The 25,140-nt window shown below is 47.5% G+C and carries 28 protein-coding genes; 26 read left to right on the top strand and 2 right to left on the bottom strand.

Going from position 1 to position 25,140, the window contains the following annotated elements:
- Positions 1 to 5 precede the first annotated feature (5 nt).
- From AY633_RS11065 to mtnN, 14 genes are all read left to right on the top strand, one after another.
- The gene (locus AY633_RS11065) at positions 6 to 1,139 is read left to right on the top strand and encodes a cysteine desulfurase family protein (protein WP_068488405.1); all 1,134 of its coding nucleotides are present in this window, start codon (positions 6 to 8) and stop codon (positions 1,137 to 1,139) included.
- Between the two features lie 15 nt (positions 1,140 to 1,154).
- A complete protein-coding gene (gene mnmA / locus AY633_RS11060) occupies positions 1,155 to 2,273 on the top strand; it encodes a tRNA 2-thiouridine(34) synthase MnmA (RefSeq protein WP_068488404.1) in 1,119 nt (372 codons plus the stop codon).
- Between the two features lie 14 nt (positions 2,274 to 2,287).
- Complete coding sequence (locus AY633_RS11055; RefSeq protein WP_068488403.1) at positions 2,288 to 2,947, top strand: tetratricopeptide repeat protein; 660 nt, start codon at positions 2,288 to 2,290, stop codon at positions 2,945 to 2,947.
- A 26-nt stretch (positions 2,948 to 2,973) separates the two neighbouring features.
- Positions 2,974 to 5,421, top strand: coding sequence for an SF1B family DNA helicase RecD2 (recD2, locus tag AY633_RS11050; RefSeq protein WP_068488402.1), 2,448 nt, complete (start codon positions 2,974 to 2,976; stop codon positions 5,419 to 5,421).
- 305 nt (positions 5,422 to 5,726) lie between these two features.
- A complete protein-coding gene (gene alaS, locus AY633_RS11045; protein ID WP_068488401.1) occupies positions 5,727 to 8,351 on the top strand; it encodes an alanine--tRNA ligase in 2,625 nt (874 codons plus the stop codon).
- A gap of 87 nt (positions 8,352 to 8,438) precedes the next feature.
- Positions 8,439 to 8,705 (top strand): IreB family regulatory phosphoprotein, encoded by a 267-nt coding sequence (locus AY633_RS11040; protein WP_058383651.1) that lies wholly within the window; start codon positions 8,439 to 8,441, stop codon positions 8,703 to 8,705.
- A 2-nt stretch (positions 8,706 to 8,707) separates the two neighbouring features.
- Positions 8,708 to 9,124, top strand: a complete 417-nt coding sequence (gene ruvX, locus AY633_RS11035; RefSeq protein ID WP_068461903.1) for a Holliday junction resolvase RuvX — start codon at positions 8,708 to 8,710, stop codon at positions 9,122 to 9,124.
- A 13-nt stretch (positions 9,125 to 9,137) separates the two neighbouring features.
- Complete coding sequence (locus tag AY633_RS11030) at positions 9,138 to 9,446, top strand: DUF1292 domain-containing protein (protein WP_058380964.1); 309 nt, start codon at positions 9,138 to 9,140, stop codon at positions 9,444 to 9,446.
- A 92-nt stretch (positions 9,447 to 9,538) separates the two neighbouring features.
- Entirely contained in the window at positions 9,539 to 10,663 is a 1,125-nt protein-coding gene (mltG, locus tag AY633_RS11025) for an endolytic transglycosylase MltG (protein ID WP_141705852.1), read from the top strand.
- Between the two features lie 522 nt (positions 10,664 to 11,185).
- Complete coding sequence (locus tag AY633_RS11020) at positions 11,186 to 11,791, top strand: O-methyltransferase (RefSeq protein WP_068488400.1); 606 nt, start codon at positions 11,186 to 11,188, stop codon at positions 11,789 to 11,791.
- A gap of 6 nt (positions 11,792 to 11,797) precedes the next feature.
- Positions 11,798 to 12,442 (top strand): uridine kinase, encoded by a 645-nt coding sequence (gene udk, locus AY633_RS11015; RefSeq protein WP_260804571.1) that lies wholly within the window; start codon positions 11,798 to 11,800, stop codon positions 12,440 to 12,442.
- 81 nt (positions 12,443 to 12,523) lie between these two features.
- Positions 12,524 to 13,000 carry a transcription elongation factor GreA gene (greA, locus tag AY633_RS11010; protein WP_068488398.1) on the top strand — a complete coding sequence of 159 codons (477 nt, stop codon included), beginning with the start codon at positions 12,524 to 12,526 and terminating at the stop codon, positions 12,998 to 13,000.
- A 120-nt stretch (positions 13,001 to 13,120) separates the two neighbouring features.
- Complete coding sequence (locus AY633_RS11005) at positions 13,121 to 13,831, top strand: YrrS family protein (RefSeq protein WP_068488397.1); 711 nt, start codon at positions 13,121 to 13,123, stop codon at positions 13,829 to 13,831.
- Between the two features lie 48 nt (positions 13,832 to 13,879).
- Positions 13,880 to 14,584: a 5'-methylthioadenosine/S-adenosylhomocysteine nucleosidase gene (gene mtnN / locus AY633_RS11000; RefSeq protein ID WP_068488396.1), complete on the top strand. Its 705-nt coding sequence runs from the start codon at positions 13,880 to 13,882 to the stop codon at positions 14,582 to 14,584.
- Positions 14,585 to 14,896: 312 nt separating this feature from the next.
- Here mtnN and pssA read toward each other — a convergent pair whose 3' ends face one another.
- Entirely contained in the window at positions 14,897 to 15,418 is a 522-nt protein-coding gene (pssA, locus tag AY633_RS10995; protein ID WP_416383631.1) for a CDP-diacylglycerol--serine O-phosphatidyltransferase, read from the bottom strand.
- 108 nt (positions 15,419 to 15,526) lie between these two features.
- Here pssA and AY633_RS10990 point away from each other — a divergent pair, with 108 nt between their 5' ends.
- The 12 genes from AY633_RS10990 (at position 15,527) to AY633_RS10935 (ending at position 24,912) form a co-directional block, all read left to right on the top strand.
- Entirely contained in the window at positions 15,527 to 16,300 is a 774-nt protein-coding gene (locus AY633_RS10990) for a phosphatidylserine decarboxylase (RefSeq protein ID WP_068488395.1), read from the top strand.
- Between the two features lie 39 nt (positions 16,301 to 16,339).
- Positions 16,340 to 16,861, top strand: a complete 522-nt coding sequence (locus AY633_RS10985) for a YqeG family HAD IIIA-type phosphatase (RefSeq protein ID WP_068461917.1) — start codon at positions 16,340 to 16,342, stop codon at positions 16,859 to 16,861.
- The gene (gene yqeH / locus AY633_RS10980; RefSeq protein ID WP_068488394.1) at positions 16,858 to 17,961 is read left to right on the top strand and encodes a ribosome biogenesis GTPase YqeH; all 1,104 of its coding nucleotides are present in this window, start codon (positions 16,858 to 16,860) and stop codon (positions 17,959 to 17,961) included. Before AY633_RS10985 ends, yqeH begins: the two co-directional genes overlap by 4 nt.
- A gap of 11 nt (positions 17,962 to 17,972) precedes the next feature.
- The gene (gene aroE, locus AY633_RS10975; protein ID WP_068488393.1) at positions 17,973 to 18,797 is read left to right on the top strand and encodes a shikimate dehydrogenase; all 825 of its coding nucleotides are present in this window, start codon (positions 17,973 to 17,975) and stop codon (positions 18,795 to 18,797) included.
- Positions 18,784 to 19,074, top strand: a complete 291-nt coding sequence (gene yhbY, locus AY633_RS10970) for a ribosome assembly RNA-binding protein YhbY (RefSeq protein WP_068488392.1) — start codon at positions 18,784 to 18,786, stop codon at positions 19,072 to 19,074. Before aroE ends, yhbY begins: the two co-directional genes overlap by 14 nt.
- The gene (locus AY633_RS10965) at positions 19,071 to 19,679 is read left to right on the top strand and encodes a nicotinate-nucleotide adenylyltransferase (protein WP_082799235.1); all 609 of its coding nucleotides are present in this window, start codon (positions 19,071 to 19,073) and stop codon (positions 19,677 to 19,679) included. Before yhbY ends, AY633_RS10965 begins: the two co-directional genes overlap by 4 nt.
- Positions 19,633 to 20,211: a bis(5'-nucleosyl)-tetraphosphatase (symmetrical) YqeK gene (gene yqeK / locus AY633_RS10960; protein ID WP_068488391.1), complete on the top strand. Its 579-nt coding sequence runs from the start codon at positions 19,633 to 19,635 to the stop codon at positions 20,209 to 20,211. Before AY633_RS10965 ends, yqeK begins: the two co-directional genes overlap by 47 nt.
- Positions 20,204 to 20,542, top strand: coding sequence for a ribosome silencing factor (gene rsfS / locus AY633_RS10955; RefSeq protein ID WP_068461926.1), 339 nt, complete (start codon positions 20,204 to 20,206; stop codon positions 20,540 to 20,542). Before yqeK ends, rsfS begins: the two co-directional genes overlap by 8 nt.
- The gene (locus AY633_RS10950) at positions 20,539 to 21,261 is read left to right on the top strand and encodes a class I SAM-dependent DNA methyltransferase (RefSeq protein WP_068488390.1); all 723 of its coding nucleotides are present in this window, start codon (positions 20,539 to 20,541) and stop codon (positions 21,259 to 21,261) included. Before rsfS ends, AY633_RS10950 begins: the two co-directional genes overlap by 4 nt.
- Positions 21,262 to 21,575: 314 nt before the next feature.
- Complete coding sequence (locus AY633_RS10945) at positions 21,576 to 21,998, top strand: helix-hairpin-helix domain-containing protein (protein ID WP_082799240.1); 423 nt, start codon at positions 21,576 to 21,578, stop codon at positions 21,996 to 21,998.
- Positions 21,999 to 22,069: 71 nt separating this feature from the next.
- Positions 22,070 to 22,642, top strand: coding sequence for a ComE operon protein 2 (locus AY633_RS10940; protein ID WP_068488389.1), 573 nt, complete (start codon positions 22,070 to 22,072; stop codon positions 22,640 to 22,642).
- A 104-nt stretch (positions 22,643 to 22,746) separates the two neighbouring features.
- A complete protein-coding gene (locus AY633_RS10935) occupies positions 22,747 to 24,912 on the top strand; it encodes a DNA internalization-related competence protein ComEC/Rec2 (protein ID WP_260804563.1) in 2,166 nt (721 codons plus the stop codon).
- Between the two features lie 35 nt (positions 24,913 to 24,947).
- Here the strand turns inward: AY633_RS10935 and AY633_RS16375 are convergent, their stop codons facing one another.
- On the bottom strand, positions 24,948 to 25,082 hold the full coding sequence (locus AY633_RS16375) for a YqzM family protein (RefSeq protein ID WP_082799234.1): 135 nt from the start codon (positions 25,080 to 25,082) through the stop codon (positions 24,948 to 24,950).
- Positions 25,083 to 25,140 lie beyond the last annotated feature (58 nt).

Below are 25,140 nucleotides of genomic sequence, written 5' to 3'. Positions count from 1 at the left end.
GAATCATGAAACAAATTTATTTGGACCATGCGGCGACATCGCCGATGCATCCTGAAGCGGCGAAAGTGTTTACCGAAGCTTTAAGTGAGCATTATGGAAACCCATCAAGTATCCACCAGACAGGACGCGATGCGCGGCGCATTTTAGATGAAGCACGGCGAACACTCGCCAAAAGCATTCAAGCAGACGACACCGAAATCATTTTTACATCCGGCGGCACAGAGGCGGATAATTTGGCGATTTTTGGAACAGCAAGCGCCAAAGAAGGGCGCCATATCATCACCACACAGGCCGAACATCACGCCGTACTTCATGCTTGCAATGAGTTGGAGAGACAAGGCTACGACGTGACGTATTTGCCGGTCGATAAAATGGGCTGCATCAAGACAGATGACGTGAAACAAGCGCTTCGGGATGATACGATTCTCGTGACCGTTATGCTTGCCAATAATGAAATCGGCACCATTCAGCCAGTCGCAGAAATCGGAGAGCTGTTAAAAGGCACTGGTATCACGTTCCATACCGACGCAGTACAGGCTTACGGCTTGTTGCCGATCGACGTGGATGCGTTGAATGTCGATTTATTATCGGTTTCTGCGCATAAAGTAAACGGCCCAAAAGGTACGGGATTTCTATATCAGCGCAAAAATACTCCACTCAAACCGTTGATGCACGGCGGTGAGCAGGAACGCAAACGCCGCGCCGGCACAGAAAACGTTCCGGCAATCCAAGCGTTTGCAAGTGCGGTGAAAATCGCACAGGAAACAATGGAAGAGAAAAGGCAGGCATTTAACGGTTTCAAGGAGATTTTTCGGGCTGAGTTCCAGGAACACGGCATTGACTTTAAAGAAAATGGCACCGATCAATTGCCGCATATTTTCAATGTCTCCTTGGAAGGCATCGATATTGAATCATTTTTGGTCAATTTGGACCTATCCGGTATTTCGGCATCGAGTGGTTCTGCGTGCACAGCCGGTTCAATCGACCCGTCGCACGTACTGGTCGCGATGTATGGACATGACGCAAAAGAACTGCGCAATTCGATTCGTTTCAGTTTCGGTATCGGCCTGACCGCAGAGGATATTACACTAGCGGCCGGAAAAACGGCTCAAATCACGAAGCGCTTGGCGCAAAAATAGAAAAGGTGAATAAAAATGCAAACAAAAGCTCCACAAGATACGCGTGTAGTCGTTGGCATGTCCGGAGGGGTCGACTCTTCGGTTGCCGCTTATTTATTGAAACAGCAAGGCTATGATGTGATTGGCATCTTCATGAAAAACTGGGACGACACCGACGAAAATGGCGTCTGCACGGCAACGGAAGATTACGAAGACGTCATTCGCGTCTGCAACCAAATCGGCATCCCGTATTACGCGGTCAATTTCGAAAAGCAGTATTGGGACAAAGTGTTCACGTATTTCCTCGAGGAATACAAAGCAGGACGCACGCCAAACCCAGATGTCATGTGCAATAAAGAAATCAAATTCAAGGCATTCCTGGAACATGCGCTAAGCTTGGGTGCAGATTACCTTGCAACGGGCCATTATGCACGCGTAGAAACAGACGACCAAGGTATCACACATATGTTACGCGGGATCGACAACAATAAAGACCAAACGTATTTCCTTAATCAGCTCAATCAAGAGCAATTGGCGAAAGTCATGTTCCCGCTTGGGGCGATTGAGAAAAAAGAAGTGCGTGAAATCGCACTTGAAGCTGGTCTTGCCACGGCAACGAAAAAAGATTCAACAGGTATTTGCTTTATCGGCGAACGCAATTTCAAAGAATTCTTAAGCCAGTATCTTCCGGCTCAACCCGGTTCGATGGAAACTTTGGATGGCGTCAAAAAAGGATCGCACGACGGTTTGATGTATTACACAATCGGCCAACGCCAAGGACTTGGCATCGGCGGAGCGGGCGACCCGTGGTTTGTCATCGGAAAAGATTTGGAGAAAAATGTCCTCTACGTTGGACAAAACATTCACCACGATGCTTTGTTTTCCGATAGCTTGACGGCTGTCAACTTGAGCTTCACAACAGGCGACGCGCCTGCTGAATCGTTCCAATGCACAGCAAAATTCCGCTACCGCCAGCAAGATGTTGGCGTCACAGTCGATATGAAAGACGGCGAAGCGGTTGTCACATTCGATGAGCCAGTCCGCGCCATTACACCCGGCCAAGCAGTCGTCTTTTATGACGGCGATAAATGCCTAGGCGGCGGCACGATTGACCGCGTCTTCAAAAACGGCACGCAACTGGACTATGTAGGATGATGGAGGAATCGGCGATGAATTATAACGAAATCGGCATCAAAGCCTTGCAAGAAGGCAGAGCAGAAGATGCCATTCAAGCATTTACGAATGCCATTGAAGAACAGCCAGAAGACGCACTCGGCTATATCAATTTCGGTCATGTCTTAGCTTCAATGAACGAAACAGAGCGTGCGGAACGGTTTTTTCAGAAAGCCTTGACGCTTGATGAAACCTCCGCAACGGCGTATTACGGCTTGGCGAATCTCTATTACAACGCAGAACGTTTTGAAGAAGCGTTAAAGCTCTATGAAAAAGCAATTCATCATGGCATCGAAGGTTCGGATGCCCATTATATGGTCGGCAAATGCTTTGAGCGCATCGACCAGCCAAAACTTGCTTTGCCTTATTTGCAGCGTGCCGTTGAACTGGACCCAACTGACTTGCAGGCGCGTCTCAGTTACGGCATCGCATTGGCCTCGCTTGAATTTTTTGATATGGCTGAAGAACAGTTTGTTCAAGCGCTAGAGATTGATGTGGATAACTCAGATGTCCATTACAACTTAGGTGTTTTGTATGCCGTCTCGAGCGATCGTACAGAAGATGCCATGTATCATTTGCAGCGTGCATATACATTAGATGACAAAAACGAAATGGCGCGTTACGCCTACGATATGATTAACGAACGATTGAATTGAAGAAATGAAAGAGAGGAGACGGCCGCATGTCCGGACAGATTGATTTATTCCAAAAAGAAAGTGAATTTGTGCTGGGGCGTCCGGTCGTCTCGATTTTTCACAATCCCCAAAACCTCTTCTCCATCATCAAAGTGAAAATCCAGCAAACCAACACCCCCTATACCGAAAAGGAAATTATCGTCTCCGGTTATTTCCCGAAGCTATCGCTTGAAGAACAATACAAGTTTACCGGCAGCGTCAAAAACCATCCGAAATACGGCGTACAGTTCCAGGCAGAAACCTTCAAGAAAGAAGTGCCTGAAACCGAACAAGGCGTTGTCCATTATTTATCGAGCGATTTGTTCAACGGAATCGGTCGCAAAACGGCTGAGACCATCGTCAAGAAACTCGGCAGCGACGCCATTAAAAAAATTCTAGAAGACCCGGATGCACTTGACGGGGTCCCGCGTCTTTCGGATGAAAAAAAAGATACCATCCGCTCGACTTTGCAAATGAATTTAGGACTTGAGCGCGTTATGATCCAATTAAACGATTGGGGATTCGGCCCGCAAATCGGTATGAGAATATATCAAGCTTACCGGGAAGAAACGATCGACATTCTTTCGAAAAACCCGTTTCAGCTGATCGAGGAAATCGAAGGCATCGGCTTTCATCGTGCGGACGAACTCGGTTCAAAGCTTGGCATCACCGGCAGCCACCCCGATCGTATCAAAGCGGCGATTCTACACGTGCTGAACCAAGCATCGTTATCAGAAGGGCATGTCTTTGTCGATGCGAAGAATTTAATCCCGCTCGTCAAGCAATTGCTTGAAGCGAGCCAATCAGCGGACATTCCAATCGACTCGATTACACAAGCAGCTATCGAACTGAATGAGGAAGGCAAAGTGGCGGGGGAAGAAACCCGCCTTTATTTGCCGTCATTGTATTATTCCGAAGTCGGCATCGCAACCAAGCTCGAGACCTTGATTGCCGAGCAGGAAACGCGCGATGGCTTTCCATCTTCTGAAATCCGCAAAGCACTTGGCGATGCCGAAGAGCGGCTTGGCGTCAATTATGCAGAGACGCAAATCGATGCGATTGAAAAAAGTTTGAATTCCAGCGTCATGATTCTCACCGGCGGGCCAGGGACAGGCAAGACGACGGTCGTTCGTGGTTTGGTCGAAGTCTATGCCGAACTGCATGGCTTGTCGCTTGACCCGAAAGAATATGGCAAGAAAAAAGAGCCATTCCCAATCATTTTGGCAGCTCCGACAGGGCGTGCGGCGAAACGGCTCAGCGAATCAACCGATTTGCCGGCGATGACGATTCACCGCTTGCTTGGCTTTAACGGCCAGGAAAAAGATGAAGAAACCGAAAAAGAAATTGAAGGCAAATTGATCATCATTGATGAAATGTCGATGGTCGACACTTGGCTTGCCCATCAATTATTAAAAGCGGTGCCTGTTGACGCCCAGCTGATTTTTGTTGGCGACCAGGATCAATTGCCGCCAGTCGGCCCCGGACAAGTGCTGCGCGATATGCTTGCATCCGGCCGCATCCCGAAAGTCGAGCTGACGGAAATTTACCGCCAAAGTTCGGGTTCGTCCATCATTGAACTCGCACACCAAATGAAAGCCGGGAAACTGCCGGATAATATCGAAGCAAAAACCTCCGACCGTTCGTTCATCCGTGCCGGGGCAGACCAAATTTCGACAGTTGTTGAAAAAGTCGTCAAGAGTGCTTTGTCAAAAGGCCATACGATCAAAGACATTCAAGTGCTTGCGCCAATGTATAAAGGGCCAGCAGGCATCGATGCGCTTAACCAAATGATCCAGCAGATGGTCAACCCGAATGACGACGGTTCCCGCAAAGAGCTGGCATTTGGTGACATCACTTACCGTATCAACGACAAAGTGTTGCAGTTAGTGAACCAGCCTGAGAGCAATGTCTTTAACGGGGATATGGGCGAAGTAGTCGCCATCATGAAAGCGAAAGAAACGGTGGAAAAGCAGGATTTGCTTGTCGTGTCATTTGACGGCATCGAAGTAACGTACCAGCGCAGTGATTTAAACCAGCTGACGCTCGCTTATTGCTGTTCGATTCATAAAGCACAAGGCTCGGAATTCCCAACAGTCATCATGCCGGTCGTCCGCGGTTATATGAAGATGCTGCGCCGCAATTTGCTCTACACCGGCATCACAAGAAGCCGGGATTTCCTCATTCTTTGCGGCGACCCGGGCGTGTTCCGATATGGCGTCGAGCGTACAGACGATTCGAGCCGCTTGACGACGCTGGCAGATAGACTGGGAATCGCAGAGGCCCCAGCAGCAACAGCGACAACAGCAACAGAGAATCCGGCGCAAGCAAAAACCGAACAAACGGTTTCCGAAACACAAGCCGACGAGCCAAAAAGCCTGACACAGCAAAATGCCCACCGCATCCATCCGATGATCGGCATGGAAGGCATCACGCCGCGCGACTTTCAAGAAGCGTGAGTGTGCTTGACAAGGCCATCAGGGTTTTCTATAATTCAATTTATAACAGAAAAACAACACTTAGACGGAGACAGTAAATAGAATCCGGCTGCTTAGAAAAAGGCTCCCTTGGCTGAAAGGGCCTTCTGCCGTATCTATTGAACGCTACTCCCGAGTGCAGCTAATCACTGCCGTCCCGCCGCGTTAAGGCGCTTGAGAGACACATGGCCCAGGCCTTGTGTAACCAGGGTGGTACCGCGAATCAAGCCTTCGTCCCTTTTTATTAGGGGATGAAGGCTTTTTATTATGCAAAAGGAGGAATTTTGATGAAGAATTTAAAAGCTGAAGAAATCCGTAAGCTCTATCTCGATTTTTTTAAAGAAAAAGGACATGACGTAGAACCGAGCGCGCCGCTCGTGCCGTTTGAAGACCCGTCTTTATTGTGGATCAACAGTGGCGTGGCGACGTTAAAAAAATATTTCGATGGCCGTGTGATTCCGGAAAATCCACGAATCGTCAACGCGCAAAAATCGATCCGCACAAACGATATCGAAAATGTCGGGAAAACGGCGCGACATCATACATTTTTCGAAATGCTCGGCAACTTCTCGATTGGGGAATATTTCAAAACGGAGGCTATTCACTGGGCGTGGGAATTTCTTACGGACGATAAATGGATCGGCTTTGATGCAGAGAAATTGTCTGTGACCATCCATCCGGAAGACGAAGAAGCTTATGCTATTTGGCTGAATGAAGTCGGTGTGCCAGCTGAACGCATTATTCGACTGGAAGGGAATTTCTGGGATATCGGGGAAGGCCCAAGTGGACCAAACTCGGAAATTTTTTACGACCGCGGTGAGTTCTACGGAAACGACTTGAAAGACCCAGAATTGTATCCAGGTGGTGAAAACGACCGTTATTTGGAAATCTGGAACTTGGTGTTCTCTCAATTCAACCATAATGCAGATCACACGTACACGCCGCTGCCAAAACAGAACATTGATACCGGAATGGGTCTCGAGCGCATGGCTTCAGTCGTTCAGGACGTGCCGACCAATTACGATACAGATTTATTTGTACCAATTATTGAGAAGACCGCAGAAATTTCAGGGAAATCCTATGGCGACAGCCAAGAGCAGGATATGGCCTTCAAAGTGATTGCCGATCATGTTCGCACCGTCGCGTTTGCAATTGGAGACGGCGCATTGCCGTCAAACGAAGGCCGAGGTTACGTGCTGCGCCGCTTGCTGCGCCGTGCTGTTCGCTATTCGAAGAAACTTGGTATCGAAAAACCGTTCATGTACCAACTGGTGCCGGTCGTGGGGGAAATCATGCAGAGCTTCTATCCTGAAGTGAAAGACAAGGAAGATTTCATTGTCCGTGTCATGAAGCTTGAAGAAGAACGCTTCCTTGAAACTTTGCACGACGGTTTGGAAATTTTGTCTACCGTCATCCAAAAGCAAAAACAACAAGGCCACAGCGAAATTCCGGGTGAAGATGTTTTCCGTTTATATGACACGTACGGCTTTCCTGTAGAGCTAACGGAAGAATACGCAGAAGACGAGGAAATGACCGTCGATCACGCAGGTTTTGAACTGGCGATGAACGCTCAGCGTGAACGTGCGAGAAATGCTCGCCAGAATGTTAACTCCATGCAGACGCAATCCGAAGTGCTTGGCAATATCAAAGCAGAAAGCGAATTTATCGGCTATACGCATACAGTGGCAGACGCTGAAATCGTCGCCATCGTAAAAGACGGAGAATTGGTCGACAGTGTCCAAGAAGGCGAAGAAGTGCAGCTCGTGCTGGACCGTACGCCATTTTATGCCGAGAGCGGTGGACAGATTGCCGATAAAGGGACACTGACCAACGATCTGGTTTTGGCTACTGTGCTCGATGTCAAAAAAGCACCGAATGGCCAGAACTTGCACCGTGTCAGAGTGGAATCCGGCGAATTGACGAAAACGGCTGTGAAAGCGAAAGTCGATGCTTCTGAACGACGCCACACGGTGAAAAACCATACCGCGACTCATCTTTTGCATCAGGCATTGAAAGACGTTCTTGGTACACATGTTAACCAAGCGGGGTCCTATGTTGGTCCAGACCGCCTGCGTTTTGACTTCTCTCATTTTGGGCAAGTGACAAAAGAAGAGCTGGCAACGATCGAGCAGGCAGTGAATGAAAAAATCTGGGAAGGCATTGAAGTCGAGTCAGGCTATCATAACTTGCAGGAAGCAAAAGACATGGGCGCAATGGCTTTATTTGGCGAAAAATACGGTGATGTGGTCCGCGTCGTTGCGATCAGCGATTACTCGCTCGAATTGTGCGGCGGTATCCATGTAGCGAACACTTCTGAAATCGGCGTCTTTAAAATCGTCTCAGAAAGCGGCATCGGAGCTGGAGTTCGCCGCATTGAAGCATTGACCGGCAAGGGTGCGTTTACCAGCATTAAACAAGGGGAGAAAGTGTTAGAACAAGCAGCTTCTCTTTTGAAAGCCAACCCACGTGATGTCGTTCAAAAAATTGAAGCGACGCAAGCCGATGTCAAAGCTTTGCAGCGCGAAAATGAATCACTGCTGCAGAAAATCGCTAATGCCCAGTCCGGTGAATTGCTGGAATCGGCAAGAAAAGTCGGAGATGTGACAGTATTATCAGCAAAAGTTCAAGCAAAAGATAATAACCAATTACGCCAAATGGTCGACGATTTGAAAGCGAAATTTGAGCAGGCTGTGATTGTTCTGGGAGCAAGCGACGGCGACAAAGTCATGCTAGCAGCGGGTGTTTCGAAAAACATTGCGGGCCAGGATTACCACGCCGGCAATATCGTCAAAGCGGTCGCTGAACAATGCGGCGGCAAAGGCGGCGGACGCCCGGACATGGCGATGGCTGGGGCAAAAAATCCAGAGCAACTAGAGGCCGCTCTTGAATCGGTCTACACTTTAGTCAAATAGGTTTAACAAATCCGCGCTTTCAGTTATAATGGGATTCAGCACGAGGAACGAATTGCCAATACACATTCCGAAAGTGAGGTGCTTGTCGTGAGCTCATTTGATCGCACGATGAAATTTGATTCATCCGATGAGTCGATGGAGCAGGACGTAAAGCAAGTAATGTTGCAGGTCCATGCTGCTCTAGAAGAAAAAGGCTATAACCCGATCAATCAGATCGTCGGGTATCTGCTTTCAGGTGATCCGGCTTATATCCCTCGCCACCAGGATGCCCGGAACATGATCCGGAAACTGGAGCGGGATGAAATTTTGGAAGAACTGGTGAAGTTCTATATCAAAAAGAATAACGAGGAATAATTATGCGAACAATGGGATTGGATGTTGGCTCCAAAACGATCGGAGTGGCGATTAGTGATGCGCTTGGCTGGACAGCCCAGGGCATTGAAACCGTCAAAATCGATGAGGCGAATGGCCAGTTTGGCCTTGAACGTCTTGGCGAATTGATCAAGGAGTACAAAGTAACGGAAGCGGTCGTGGGCTACCCGAAGAACATGAATAACTCTATCGGGCCACGGGCAGAAGCTTCCGAAAAGTTTGCAGCATTGCTAAAAGAAGGATATGATATACCGGTAGTGCTTTGGGATGAAAGACTGACAACAATGGCAGCAGAGAAAATGCTGATTTCTGCCGATGTCAGCCGAAAAAATCGCAAAAAAGTAATCGACAAGATGGCCGCAGTGATGATTTTACAAGGCTATCTTGATTCAAAAAAATGATGAGGTGACACAAATGGAACATGGTCAAGAGCATATTACAGTAGTGGACGAGCACGGAAACGAGCAATTATTCGAAGTGTTGTTCACATTTGAATCGGAAGATTTCGGAAAGTCATACGTCTTGTATTTCCCAGTAGGAGCAGATGAAGACGAAGAAGGCGAGATTGAAATCCACGCATCTTCTTTCACTGAAAACCTGGATTCTGATGAGAAAGTTTCCGGTGGCGAACTTCGCCCAGTAGAAACTGAAGAAGAATGGGACATGATCGAAGAAATGCTTAACACTTTCCTCGAGGAAGAAGAAGAAAACGAAGAGCAATAACCATAAGGGGGACGGAATTGAACCTTGATTCCGTCCCTTTCATTTGAATCGCCTTCTGTTTTGGGAAGATGAATCGCTGAGGGGGAACACCCGTGGAAAAGCAGTCAAAAAAAGACGTCATGTTCGACAGGATGAAGGAAAAGAAAAAAGAAGTGAGAGTGGTTCGGCGTATCGTGCTGATTGTCGCGCTCGTCCTTCTAGTGGTCGTCGCAGTAGTCGGCTGGCAAGCCTATAGCTATGTCACCGATGCACTCGAGCCAATGGATCCGGATTCTGAGAAAGTGATTGATGTCGAGGTGCCGATTGGCTCGAACTTGGATAGTATTGCCGCATTGCTTGAAGAAAATGAAGTCATCAAAGATGCCCGCATTTACAAGTATTATGTCAAATTCCAAAACGAATCGGAGTTCCAGGCCGGCAATTATGGTTTGACACAATCGATGACATTGGAAGAAATTACGGAAAGTTTGAAAACCGGGAAAGTCTATCATGAACCTTTATATACGATCAATGTTCCAGAAGGCCTGACATTGGAAGAAATTGCTGAACGCGTCATTGCCGAAAAAACGGATTATAGCGCCGAGCAGTTTATGGAACAAGTGCAGGACGAAACATATATCGAAGAATTGATGGTTAAATATCCTGATTTGCTGACAGAAGACATCAAAGGCGAGGACATTAAATTCGCATTGGAAGGTTATTTATTCCCTGCCACTTATCCAATCTATGAAGAAAATCCTTCATTGACCGTGTTAATCGAGCAGATGCTTGATGCCACCAAAGCGACAATTGAACCATACCAAAGCGTCTTGCAGGAAAAAGAAAAATCGCCTCATTGGCTATTGACTTTTGCTTCGTTGCTTGAAGAGGAAGCGACTGCGAAATCAGATCGCCAAACTATTGCCAGTGTCTTTTATAACCGGATGGATCAAGATATGCCGTTGCAAACAGATCCAACTGTCATTTATGCGATGGGCGAGCATAAGGACCGTTTGTTCAACTCGGATTACGAGTTCGAAGATCCTTATAGCACCTATACAAATAAAGGCTTGCCGCCTGGACCGATCGCCGCTGCCGGCGCATCATCCATTGAAGCGGTGCTCGATCCGAACCAAACGGATTATCTGTACTTTTTAGCTGACTCAGAAGGCAAGAACTACTTCTCGACCAGCTACGAACAGCATCTTCAATACCGTGATGAATATATCGGAAATTGATAAATATAATTTGAACTAGTGAATGAGTAAGTGTGAATAAATCGTTCCAGGCGGACGCTTTCCGTGGGCATGGCTTGAGCCTCCTCGTTCGCTACGCTTCCTGCGGGGTCTCAAGGCTCATGCTATTCCCGCAGGAGTCGCCGCCTTCCACTCTTTAGTGTGTTTTATTCGAGAGATATGAAGTGAAACAGCGCAGACTCCTTGGGGAGCAGAAACGGAGAGGGCTTTCCAACTCTGTTTCGACGAAGTGCTGAACTAATTCGGGCGACTAGCCCGAATTAGTTCAGCGCAAGCCCCCAGGAAGCGAATTAGCGAAGCGGAGCTGAGTCAATTCGTTTGCTATGCTCAATCGTAGAGAGAGTGGAGCAAAGCTTCTCAGCTGTTTTGCGGAATATCGTTTTAATAAGATTTTAATTACAAAACCATTAGTTCAATTTGTATAAAAAGGAAGGGAGCGCACGTTTCCCTTCTTCTTTTCTGTTCAAATGAGGCAAAAGCGCATGAAAGGGGCGGATATCTACAATGCCTAAGACACCAATAGAAGCATTATTCAAAACGATGCGCTCCTATGCGGCAGAACATCATGTGCCGATCATGGAAGAGCAGGGCATCGGGGAGCTGCTCGAATTATTGCAAGAACAGAACCCGCACCGCTTGCTCGAATTGGGAACAGCAATCGGCTATTCGGCGCTTCGGATAGCCCAGGCTTTGCCCGACGTCAGGATTGACACGATTGAACGGGATCAAGAGCGGTACCACAAAGCACTTGGATTTATTCAGCAATCGGCAATGCAAGACCGCGTGCAAGTCATCTGTGCCGATGCGCTTGAATTGGATATTGCAGAATTGACCCCTTCGTACGATGCCGTGTTCATCGATGCCGCAAAAGGGCAATATGAACGTTTTTTCAATAAATACGAAAGTTTGCTTGCTAAAGGTGGCATCATTTACTGCGATAATATGTCCATGCATGGTATGGTGGACCAGCCGATCAAAGAAGTGCCAAGACGCAAACGGACAATGATTCGCAATATCCGTGCGTTTCGTGAAAAAATGGATGGGCATCCCGGATTCGACTGTGAACTATTACCGGTCGGGGACGGGCTTCTCGTCTGCAGGAAAAAATGAAAATCGATACACAAGGAGTTAACGTATATGTCTAAAAACAGACCGGTCGTCATCGGCATCGCTGGCGGTTCAGGATCAGGCAAGACCAGTGTCACCAATTCCATTTACGAAGTGTTCAAAGAACATTCTGTAGTGGTCATCGAACAGGATTATTATTATAAAGATCAAAGCGATCTCGCATTCGAAGAACGTCTTGAAACCAACTACGACCATCCGCTCGCGTTTGATACGGATCTGTTAATCGATCATGTCAACGAATTGATTGAACGAAGAGCGATTGAAAAGCCAATCTACAATTACGCTTTGCACACCCGTGCAGAAGAAAGTGTTGTAATTGACCCGAAAGACGTTATCATCTTGGAGGGCATCCTGGTCCTAGAAGACGAACGTTTGCGTGAACTAATGGACATTAAACTCTTCGTCGACACCGATGCGGATCTGCGCATCATTCGCCGCTTAATGCGCGACATCAACGAGCGCGGACGGACGATCGACTCGGTTATTGAACAATATTTAACCGTCGTGCGCCCGATGCATAACCAATTTATCGAGCCGACGAAACGCTATGCAGACGTGATTATCCCGGAAGGCGGCCAAAACGAAGTCGCAATCGATCTAATGGTTACAAAAATTAAAACAATTCTTGAATAGATTGGAAAATTATAATAGAATGATACGAGACTGACGGGTGTTAGCGCATCCATAGTCAGCAGTTGAAGGAGTGGGAAGAGTATGGCAAATGATAAACAATTTCCGATGACAGCTGCCGGAAAGCAGAAGTTGGAAGATGAACTGGATTATTTGAAAACGGTCAAACGCAAAGAAGTGGTTGAACGCATCAAAGTAGCAAGAAGTTTCGGAGATTTATCCGAGAACTCCGAGTACGATTCTGCGAAAGAAGACCAAGCCTTTGTCGAAGGGCGTATTTCTACATTGGAATCCATGATCCGCAATGCGGTGATTATAAATGAAGAGGAAGCCGGCAACGACGTCGTGCGTCTCGGTAAAACAGTTACGTTTATGGAAATTCCAGACGGTGAGGAAGAAGCTTACACCATCGTGGGCTCTGCGGAAGCAGACCCATTGGAAGGGCGTATTTCAAACGATTCACCAATTGCTAAAAGCATGCTTGGACGCACTGTCGGTGACAGCGTCAAAGTCTTGACACCAGGCGGGGAAATGGAAGTCAAGATCGTTTCGATCAATTGATGAACCCAGCCATTCCTTTGGGAGTGGCTGTTTTTTTGATGAATGAAACAAAACTTTAGTTGAAACGTCAAATTTGTCATGGGCTAAATATGATAAAATATGTGTAAAGGGGGGCATTGCATGGCTAACGAAGAAAAATCATATCCCTCTCGTTTGAATAAGAATAAGAACAATAAAAATCGTTCGAATTCGATCCTGAATATCATGATCGCCTTAGTATTTACTTTGGTGATTATCATCGGGGCGACATTGCTTTTCGGCGGCGGCGACGATTCAGCAGATCCTGAATCCACAGAAAACACGCCGGCAACGGAAAGCCAAACGAGCGGCGATGATGATCCGCAAGTAACGGCAGAAGAAAATGACCTCGAAGCGGAAGAAAAAGCGGAAGAGGAAGCCAAGGCTGAAGAAGAAGCAGCTAAAAAAGAAGCTGAAGAAAAAGAAAAAGAAAAAGAAGAAGAAGAAGAAGAAACAAAAGGCGGTACCATCACACGTGAAGAGTCCAACGATCCAATCGTCAGTGAAACCATCGTCAACACAAGCTGGGAGCCTGTCGGCACAAGCCAAAGCGGCGACCACGTCTCTTCTTACCAGAAAAACTCTGTCGATTGGAACGAAAAAATTGAAGCGGTCACTTACGCTACAGGATTGTCTCAAAATGACATGTATATCATGATGGTTCAAAATGGCGGCGGCCCTCAACAATCGATTGCGACAGTCCAGTCGAAAGACCAATCCGAGAAATATCGCGTCTATCTTGAATGGGTGGACGGAGAAGGTTGGAAACCAGAAAAAATGGATGTACTCAAAACGCTGGACGGCGCCTATTAATAGGGCGCCGTTTTTCCGGCGGAATCTTAAGCGTAAGGAGCGGATACAATGAGAATCGGTGTAATCGGTGCAATGGAAGAAGAAGTAGAGTTATTGCGCAAACAATTAGCGAACACATCTGTCCGTGAAATCGCCAACAGCGAATTCACGACCGGTACATATAAGGGCCAGGAACTCATTCTGCTAAAAAGCGGCATTGGCAAAGTTAATGCAGCGATGACTACGACGATTCTGATGCAGGAGTTCAAACCAGACCTGGTTTTGAATATCGGGTCTGCCGGCGGCTTTGATGAAGAACTCGAAGTCGGCGCAGTAGTCATTTCAGATGAAGTGCGCCATCATGATGTCGACGCAACCGTATTCGGCTATGAGCTTGGCCAAGTCCCGCAAATGCCGGCTGCTTATATCGCCAACAAGGAATTGGTTGAACTTGCCGTCCAGGCGGTCGATGATATCGGTGAACATCAACATGCGGTCGGGCTTATTGCAACAGGTGATTCATTTATGAGCGATCCTGAACGTGTCGCCTCGGTGAAACAGCAATTTCCCGCGATGAAAGCAGCGGAAATGGAAGCGGCTGCCGTCGCGCAAGTTTGTTTCCAATACGATACGGCGTTTGTCGTCATTCGCGCTTTGTCAGACATCGCCGGTAAGGAATCCTCGGTCTCCTTCGATGAATTCCTGCCAGTGGCTGCCAAGCATTCGACTGAAATCGTCTTGCGTGTCATTGAAAAGATGCTCCAGCGCGTATAAAAGAAACTTCATCCCAAAACAAGCAAAAAAGCTGAGGGCATCAAGCCCTCAGCTTTTCAAAATGTTAAATAGGGTAATGATCTAATCTGATTTTTTAAAGTTAACTCCTGTTTAGTATGATATAGTCAATGGCTTATCTGAGTGTTTGGAGATGCGTCCGATTGACTCCTGTGGGACTAGCGGGTTTGAGAGACCCCGCAGGCCGCGAAGCGGTTGAGGAGGCTCGATTCCCGCCCCACGGAAAGCAAGCGGTAAGCATAGGAAAATACGGTTTTTAGCCTTAAAAAGCTGAGGGCATCAAGCCATCAGCTTTTATACTTTCCGCAATGAAAATGTGCTGATCATCAATAATGAAGAAATCAATAAGATGAACATATAAACAGCGGGCGACCAATGGCCAAACCCGAAATATGACAAAGTCAGCACAGTTCCGGCTGCAGTAATTGGCAAGCCGGTAAAATAGCCATTCGGTTCGCAAATATTAAAGCGCGCCAAGCGGAAGGCGCCGCATGAAATATAAATAACCGTAAATACCATGCCGGATAGCCCGAAATCCTGCAGGGCCAGTTGATAGATCAAAAGTGCAGGGGCGACGCCAAATGAAATGATATCCCCCATGGAATCCAATTGTTTCCCGAGTTCGGATTCCTGATTGTATTTTCTGGCGACCATCCCATCAAAGCGATCTAAAAATGCAGCTATGAAAATAAACAGCACACTATAACTGTATTGTTGGTTCAACGTTGCCATCAATGAGGCGCCGCCGAACATCATATTGCCGATCGTTAACGTGTTGGCCGCCTGGCATTTCAGCCGTTTGATGGTGTGATCCATCTTGTCGATCAATATCAATGCAAGCGCTCCTTTTTTCGATATCCTTTCGCCAATTATACTGCGAATCGACAAAAAATGGTAGACTATTTTAACAATGGAGGTGCCGGTATGAAAAAATGGCTATATCAATCGATGATTGAATTGGGCAATGGCAAAACTAGCTCCGCAGCGTTAAAACGCTTTTCCCAATCGACAATTAGCCAGAAGGCTGTGCCTGGATTTATCAAGGCCTATAACATCGAACTTGATGAAATAGAACGTCCAAGTAGGCAATACACGAGTTTGCATGATTTTTTTACACGTCGTTTGAAAACACATGCGAGACCGGTTGCGGAGGCTGAACTCGTCTCTCCTGTTGATGGGCGCGTTGAGATCCATGGCGCGATTCAAAACGATAGCCGCTTTGCGGTTAAAGGCATCAGCTATTCACTCGCAGAATTATTAGGCAGCAAGAAATCAGCGCAGCGCTATGCAAACGGCCAATATGCGATCTTGTATTTATCGCCTGCAGATTACCACCGGATCCACAGCCCAGCAGATGGCCACGTCGTAAATCAATACATGCTCGGCGAAAAATCCTATCCGGTCAATCGCCTCGGATTGACTTATGGCAAATCGCCAATCAGCGGCAATCGGCGTCTCATCACAGAGCTAGAGACCGTAAACGGCCGTCTGCTCGTTGTAAAAGTCGGCGCCATGTATGTCAACTCCATTGAATTGACCGAGTTCGGCACTAAATGGCAGAAAGGCCATGAAGTCGCCTACTTTAGCTTTGGTTCGACAGTCGCTTTGTTTTTTGAAAGCCGCGATCTTCAGTTTGATGAGAAAATCAAGGACGGCCACCACATCAAGGTGGGAGAACCGCTTGCATATATGGTATAATCAATGAACTTAAGTCCGTAGAAACAGGAGTTGTTACGTGTGTATCGATATTTTATTCCAAGGCAGTATGTGAAAGAAGTTTTTGACATCACGCCAGAGTCATTGAAAGCAAAAGGGGTGCGCGGGATTATTACCGACCTCGACAACACCTTAGTGGAATGGGACCGTCCCGAAGCGACGCCACGCCTTATCGAGTGGCTGAAAGCGATGAAGGATGCGGACATTCAAGTGGTTATTGTGTCCAACAACAATGAGATGCGCGTGAAGTCGTTCGCTGACCCGCTCGGCATTCCATTTATTTACCAGGCAAGAAAGCCGATGGGTAAAGCCTTCAGGAAAGCGCTGAAAATTATGAGTGTTAAACGCGAACAAGTTGTCGTTATCGGCGATCAGATGCTGACGGATATTTTCGGGGGCAACCGCAATAAGCTTCATACGATTCTCGTATTGCCAGTCGCGCAATCAGACGGCTTTTTTACACGTTTTAACCGAATGGTAGAACGACGGATCATGAAAAGATTGAAAGATAAAGGACAATTGATGTGGGAGGAAGAAAATTGACAGAAATGCCATATTGCATCGGTTGCGGTGTACAGATCCAAACAGAACAAAAAGGCGAGATCGGCTACGCGCCACCGTCTTCGCTCGATAAAGAAGAAATCATCTGCCAACGCTGTTTCCGTTTAAAAAACTATAACGAATTGCAGCCGGTTTCCTTGACGGACGACGATTTCCTACGCATCTTGAACGGCCTTGGAGAACGTAAAGGGCTAATCGTGAAAATCGTCGATATTTTCGACTTCAACGGCAGCTGGCTACCGGGCTTGCACCGCTTTGTCGGAAACAACCCGATTTTGCTCATTGCCAACAAAGCAGACTTGTTGCCGAAATCAGTCAAAGAGAAAAAACTGCTCAATTGGATGAAACAAGAGTCGCGTAAATTAGGCTTGAACCCAATCGATATTTTGGCTGTTTCCGCACACAAAGGAACAGGCGTCGCAGAAGCGATGGATGCGATTGAACAATACCGTGACGGTGGCGATGTCTACGTGGTCGGCTGTACGAATGTCGGGAAATCGACCTTCATCAACCGAGTCATCAAGCAAGCGACAGGCGAAGGTGATGTCATTACGACTTCTCATTTCCCTGGAACAACGCTGGATATGATCGGCATTCCGCTGGATGATGAACGGTCGTTATACGATACGCCGGGCATCATCAATCATCATCAATTGGCGCACCATCTGCATACGGAAGATCTTAAGGCAATCATGCCGAAAAAAGAAATCAAGCCTCGTGTGTTCCAGTTGAACCCTGAACAGACCTTGTTCATCGGTGGATTGGCGCGTTTTGATTTCATCAATGGCAAACGTTCATCTTTCACGGTGCACGCGGCCAATTCATTGAATATTCATCGGACCAAATTGGACAATGCAGATGATTTGTACGCACAACATCTCGGCGGCATGCTTGCCCCGCCATCTGCTGAATATAAAGAAGATTTTCCTGAATTGGTGCGCCACGAATTCCGCATCAAAGAAGGCAAAACAGACATCGTCTTTTCAGGGCTAGGCTGGATTACGGTCCAGCACGACGATGTGACGATCGCTGCCCATGCACCAAAAGGGGTAGAAGTCATCGTCCGCCCATCGCTCATCTAGGAGGGGACCAAATGAAGAAATGGTATGCAGTCATTGGAGACCCGATCGCGCATTCCTTATCGCCTTTTATGCACGACTACTGGTTTGACAAACATGGCATCGATGCTTCCTATATCCCTGTACATGTGGAACCAAAACAGCTAGAACAAGTGCTTCACTCGATGAAATTGCTTGGCAATAGCGGATTTAACATTACGTTGCCGCATAAGCAGGCGGCGATTCCGCTTTTGAATGAATTGGACGAAACGGCACGCATTATGAATGCGGTCAATACCGTCGTAGCACAAAATGGACGCCTAAAAGGATTCAACACAGATGGGGATGGCTTTGTCCGTTCGCTTTTGAGTTATCCTGTCGATAAAGACGGTGCGTTACTCGTAATCGGTGCGGGCGGGGCGGCAAGAGGCATCAGTTTTGCACTCTCCCGTGCCGGCTTCAGTAATATTACCATTACAAACCGTACATTCAGAAGAGCGCAAGAATTGGCAGAGGAAATCGACAGCAAAGCGATCGTGTTGACTGAAGCGGAATCGAATTTGAGTGAATTTGATACGATCGTCCAGACCACCTCTGTCGGCTTGACAGAGGAAGCATTGCCGTTATCGCTGACACACCTTGGAAGCGGATCGGTGGTCGCGGATATTATCTACAATCCACTGGAAACACCATTTTTGAAAGAATCGAAAGCAAAAGGCTGTTTGGTGCTGAATGGTGTCGGCATGTTCGTCAACCAAGGAGCCATCGCCTTCGAAAAATGGACAGGCATCCGTCCGGATACAGAAGAAATGATTGAATTGATTACGGAAAAACTAGGAGGAAATCATGTTAACAGGTAAACAAAAACGTTTTTTAAGAAGTGAAGCGCACCATTTGGACCCGATTTTTCAAGTCGGAAAAGGCGGCGTCAATGAAGCGATGCTCGTACAGATCGGGGAAGCTCTTGAAAAACGCGAACTCGTAAAAATCAGCATTCTGCAAAACAATGAAGACGGCAAGCACGAAGTGGCCAAGCATCTGGCTGAAGGGACAAAAGCTGAATTGGTTCAATTGATCGGCCATACGGTTGTTTTGTATAAAGTTTCAGTCAACAACAAACGGATTGAACTTCCGTGAAAAAACGCAAAATCGGCATTCTGGGCGGCACCTTCAACCCGCCGCACATCGGCCATTTAATCATGGCCAATGAAGCTTACTACACACTAGGCTTGGATGAAGTGCGTTTTATGCCGAATGCCATCGCACCGCATAAAGAAGCGAATGGCATCGATACAAAAACACGAGTCGAGATGACGCGCCTGGCCATTGAAGGGCAAGCCCATTTCCGACTAGAAGATATTGAAGTGTCGGGCGGCGGGGTGTCGTATACGCATGAGACGATGGTCAAACTGATCGACCGTGAACCAGAATGCGAATTTTATTTCATTATCGGCGGTGATATGGTTGAAAGCCTTCATACTTGGCACCGGGTTGGCGAACTGTCTAAATTGGTGCAGTTTGTTGGCATTGGCCGTCCGGGATATATAGCTGAAACCGATTACCCGGTAAGGATGATCGATTCACCAGAAATGCATGTGTCTTCGACGATGCTCCGGGAGCGTGTCGCAGCAGGCAAGCCCTTGACTTTCTTCGTTCCCGAGCAAGTGGAAGCGCTGATACGGAAGGAGCGATTGTATGGATCCGAGCCTGATGTTGCAAAAAGTCAAAGAACGTCTACCTGAGAAACGCTATAACCATGTGCTAGGCGTGATGAATACCGCGGTGGCACTTGCTAAAGTGTATGGAGTACCTGAAGAGCAAGCCCGCATTGCTGCAATTCTACACGATGTGGCGAAGTATGCGGATCGCGACTGGATGCGCGGCATCATTGAAAAGGAAAACATGGATCCTTTATTGCTCGACTATCACCACGAATTATGGCATGCTCCAGTCGGTGCGTATTTGGCTGCATATGAATTTGGCGTCGCCGATCAAGAGATTCTTGATGCGATTCGCTATCACACAACCGGTCGTGCTGCCATGACCGATCTTGAGAAAATCGTCTACATTGCAGATATGATCGAACCAAGCCGTAAGTTTCCGGGAGTCGAGCGCTTGAGAGCCATGAAAAATGATGGCCTTAATCAGTTGATGGAAGCATCGATCCGGCAATCGATCGAATTTCTCACCTCAAAAAATCAGCCGGTTTATCCGGATTCCTTGAAATGCCTAAAGCATTTTGAGCAACAGAAAGGGAACGTGAAGTATGACTAAAGAGACATTATTGCAAGTGGCGTACCAAGCCGCAGAAGACAAAAAAGCTGAAGATATCGTAGTATTGAATATGGAGGGAATTTCGCTATTGGCGGATTATTTCCTCATCTGCAGCGCAAACTCAGACCGCCAAGTGCAGTCGATTGCGCGTGAATTGATGGATAAAGCGGGAGAAGCCGGCTATGAAGTCAAAAGTGTCGAAGGCTTCGACGCAGCGCGTTGGGTCTTGGTTGACCTTGGCGATGTCGTAGCACACGTCTTCCATCGCGACGAGCGCTCGTATTACAACCTAGAGCGTCTATGGCGCGACGCCCCGCAGCTCGAAGTATGAACTACGGACGATTTGCGGCAGTGTACGACGACTTGATGGAAGATATTCCATACGAGCAGTATGTGGAATGGATTGCTGAAACGATGCGTTCTGGATCGGTACTCGATCTCGCGTGCGGCACCGGTGTGCTGTCGGAATTGATGGCTGAACTCGGCTATGAGGTAACGGCAAGTGATTTATCTGCTGATATGCTTACTGTGGCACAGAAGCGCTTTAAAGAATCAGAGCTGGATATTCCAGTGCTTCAATTGTCTATGGACAATCTTGAAGGCTTAGAGGGCTTTGACGCTGTGACAATCGCGATCGATTCTTTGAATTATTTAGCGACAGAAGCGCAAGTTACGAAAACTTTCGACCAAGTGTATGCAGCATTGAAGCCAGGGGGATATTTCTTTTTTGATGTCCACTCGGTATTCAAAGTTGATGAGATTTTCATGAATAGCCCATTTGTTTACGATGGGGAAGACCTTGCCTATATGTGGCATACTGAAAAAGGCTCTTCGCCTCATAGTGTCATCCATGATTTGACGTTTTTTGTACGCGAAGGCTGGATGTTTGAGCGCTTTGAAGAAACCCACGAGCAACGGACTTTCCCGATCGAGTCGTACAAGAAATGGCTCGCTGAGGCGGGATTCACGGTGGAATCAGTGACTGCTGATTTTACTGCGGATGCGCCGAGCGATGAAAGCGAACGGATTTTTTTCCGTGCAAAAAAATAAACAACCACACAATCTCGCATATTTTTATATGCGGGTTTTTTTATGGAAAGATGGACTTCTGCTCTATCGTTATTATATAATTCAGTCAGCTTCAGCTGTTTGCTTTCTGCGGAAACGAGGGATGCCCACTGAAACTTTCTCCGCAAGTCGCCAAATACGGTCGCATTGTTTTGCCATTCGCTGTTATTTTGGCCCTTCTCTATTTTTTTCTTCTGCGCGAACCTCCTGAGGCCACTCGCCTCAATGAACTCACCACTCCACCCATTGAACAAGAACCCCCACCGGAACCTGAAACCGCCGTCAGCACAAGCGTCATGATCGATGTAAAAGGAGCTGTCAAAAATGCCGGCCTGTATGAATTGCCTTCCGGTTCACGTATCAATGATGCCATCCAAGCTGCCGGCGGTTTTTTGCCGGAAGCGGACAGCCGCTCGATCAATCTGGCGGTCATCGTGCTGGATGAATCAGCCGTCTACGTACCGACACAAGGCGAAGAAATCCTGGCGCCGGTCACAGCAACAGCAGGCGGAAGTGCTGAGTCAGGACTGATCAATGTGAATTCGGCTGATGAAGAGGAATTGACCGAGCTTCCGGGAATCGGTCCAGCCAAGGCAGCGGCGATCGTCGCACACCGGACGGAAAATGGCCCATTTGAAGCAATAGAGCAATTGATGGACGTGACAGGAATCGGTGAAAAAAGCTTTGAACAATTGAAAGAGCTGGTCAGCATCAAATGAGGGTGGACAGCTCTTGACGAACCGACTGCCTCTGCTACACTTAATTTAACAGAACAGCAGGAGGCATTCAGATGAAGCGAATAACGTGGGATCAATTTTTTATGGCTCAAAGCCATCTTTTAGCGCTAAGAAGCACGTGTACTCGATTGGCTGTCGGAGCCACCATTGTCCGCGACCGCCGCATCATGGCAGGGGGCTATAATGGTTCGATTTCTGGTGGGGACCATTGCATTGATAAAGGCTGTTATGTCGTCGACAATCATTGTGTGCGGACGATTCATGCAGAAATGAATGCTTTGTTGCAATGTGCGAAATACGGTGTCAGCGTTAGCGGAGCCGATATGTATGTCAGTCATTTTCCTTGTCTTCAGTGCACCAAATCCATTATCCAAGCAGGGATTTCGCGCCTTTATTACGCGGCCGATTACAAAAATCATGAATACGCCATCGAATTGCTGGAACAGGCAAATGTTGAAGTGATTCAAGTTGTGTTTGATGAACGAGCTATCGATTTTCTAAGCGTCGAAAAAACGGCATTGTATATGGAATTGATCGAACAGCTTGGCGCAAAAGGGGCGAGCGAGGAAGAATTGGCCCATTATAAAGAACGGGTGAAGGAATTATTCGGAGAACTTCTCATTTAACGGAAACGTTATTTCTCTATGTGGCAATTGCTGTAGCGATTGCGGCACAAGCAGCACATGGCTCAGCTAATCAGCTTTTGCTCATGATGCTGCTTTTTTGCTGGATGATTTACAAAAGAGCGCGTCTCAGTTGGCTGGTCATCGTATTGGGCATATCCATGATTTCCTATTTGTCGATGGACGCCCGTATTGTCGAAGGCCCGCTTTTAGCCGGAGACTATCAAGGGGTGCTCACATTTGATGAAATCTCAATCGACGGGGACCGCTTGTCTGGTTTTGCGGCGGATACCACAGGCCGAGTAATATACGCCAGTTACCGGATCCGTTCTATTGAAGAACAGCAAAGCTTACTAGCGCTTGGACCCTCAGCGTCACTTTATGTGTCGGGCGAATTCCAAGAACCGAGAATGCCGGCACATAGCTACGCATTCGACATGCTGCGTTATTTAAAGCGCCATAACGCTTCCGGCATGCTCGAAGTGGGATCCATCTCCACTGCGCAATCAAGCTCGGGGTTTCGTGCCCGTTTGGCTAAGCAGCGCAGCAAGTTGATAGAGCATATCGACAAAACCTTTCCGGTCTCCTTAGCAGTCGAAGCTCAAGCGCTGCTGCTCGGGGAACGCAGCAGTATGGATGCTGAACAAACCAGGATCCAGCGAACGCTTGGCATCACTCATTTATTTGCGATATCCGGCCTGCATATTGGCATTGTTACGACCATGATGTATTTCATTCTGCTGCGCTTGAGGGTCAGGAAAGAAAATGCGACCGTCTTATTATTGCTTGTGTTGCCGTTGTATGCCATGTTGGCAGGAGCTGCTCCATCGGTTATGAGGGCTTGTGCGATGGTGATGATGGTGCTTGGGGCGAGGCTGATCGGACATCACGTGTCAGCCGTCCAAGCCTTATCAGCCAGTTTCCTCTTGTTTTTATGGCTCGACCCTGGCTTATTGCAAGAGATTGGCTTTCAATTGTCTTTTGGGGCGAGTTTTGGGATCATTGCTTCCCTTAAATTAATGGAAGGCGCTTCTGTTATCAAAAGCGGCTTGATTGTCACTGCAGTTTCTCAGCTATGCTTGTATCCTCTGTTATTGCTCCACTTTTACGAAATCTCTTTATCCTCCTTTTTGGTGAATGTGCTCTATGTTCCCTTATTTACATTGTTGATTTTGCCGGCAAATTTCATTTTACTGGCTGCAAGCTTCGTGCCGATTGGAGTCGATAACCTCCTGTTTTCATTTTATGAGCCGCTGCGCAGCTTGATCGAACAATTGACTGTTTTTTTAGCGGGCTTGGCTCATCAAGTGTGGACACCGGGAAGGCCGTCCGCCATTTGGCTTTTGTTTATGGTTGTAAGCGTGTTGGTGTTTTTTATCCAGGCGGAAAAAGGCTTTCGCCTGCGTTTATTGAGCATTTTGCTCATTCCTGCAATGTTGCTGACAGCAAAGCCGTATCTGGATCCTCGGCTCCATGTCAGTTTTATTGATGTCGGGCAAGGCGACAGCGCGTTGATTGAGCTGCCTTTTCGCAAAGGGGTGTATTTAATCGACGCCGGGGGAGTATTGCGTTTTGATAGTCAGCCATACCAAGAAAAAAGTCGGCCGTTTGAAGTGGGGCGGCAAACGGTCGTGCCGTATTTGAAAGGGCGAGGCATCTCCAATATCGACCTTTTTATCTTGAGCCATCCGGATGCAGATCATGCTGAAGGAGCGGATGAGGTGTTTGAAGAACTGGCTGTAGAACATTTGCATATTACGCCTGGTTCCGAAGCGAACGCATTGATGCTAGAACTTACACCTGCCGCCACCGAAGCCCGCGTGGAACTGCCGAAAAGTGGTTCGTATTGGCAGGTGGGCGAAACGCAATTCACTTATTTATCGCCGGAAGATAATCGGTATGAAGGCAATGATGATTCACTGGTGTTGCTGATGGAGCATCAGGGGCAAGGGTTTGTCTTTACGGGAGATCTTGAAGCTGAAGGAGAAGCTGGTGTGGTTGAACGGTACGGAGACAAATTGGCAGATGCCGCGGTCTTGAAAGTCGGGCATCATGGCAGCAAAACTTCCAGCTCGCGCCTTTTTCTGGAAGCCTTGCGTCCGGAAATTTCGGTCGTTTCTGCGGGAATCGATAACCGTTATGGGCATCCAAGCCCCGAAGTAACAGAACGGTTTGAGGAACTCGGCTTGGCGCTATGGTCCACGGCTGAACATGGCACCATCCACATACTGGTCGAAGCTGGACGTATGTCTATTGACGGCAGCCGAAAATAAAAAAAGCTTCGGCCAAGGCCGAAGCTTTTTTATAATCAGCGGGCTACGAATTGCACGACGCCGGCGATGATGAAAATAAGTGCGAAGAAACCAAAGGAAACGACGAAGCCCATCCCTGCATCGATGGCATCGTTGCGTTTGGACTGAACGTTCTGTTCAAATTCATTCATTGAAAATCCCTCCTAGTTGATTTTATTATAAGGGAACAAAAGCGAAAAATCCATATCG

The sequence above is a fragment of the Planococcus maritimus genome, from assembly GCF_001592825.1.
GTDB lineage: Bacteria > Bacillota > Bacilli > Bacillales_A > Planococcaceae > Planococcus > Planococcus maritimus_C.
This window is presented reverse-complemented; position numbering and strand designations above follow the sequence as displayed.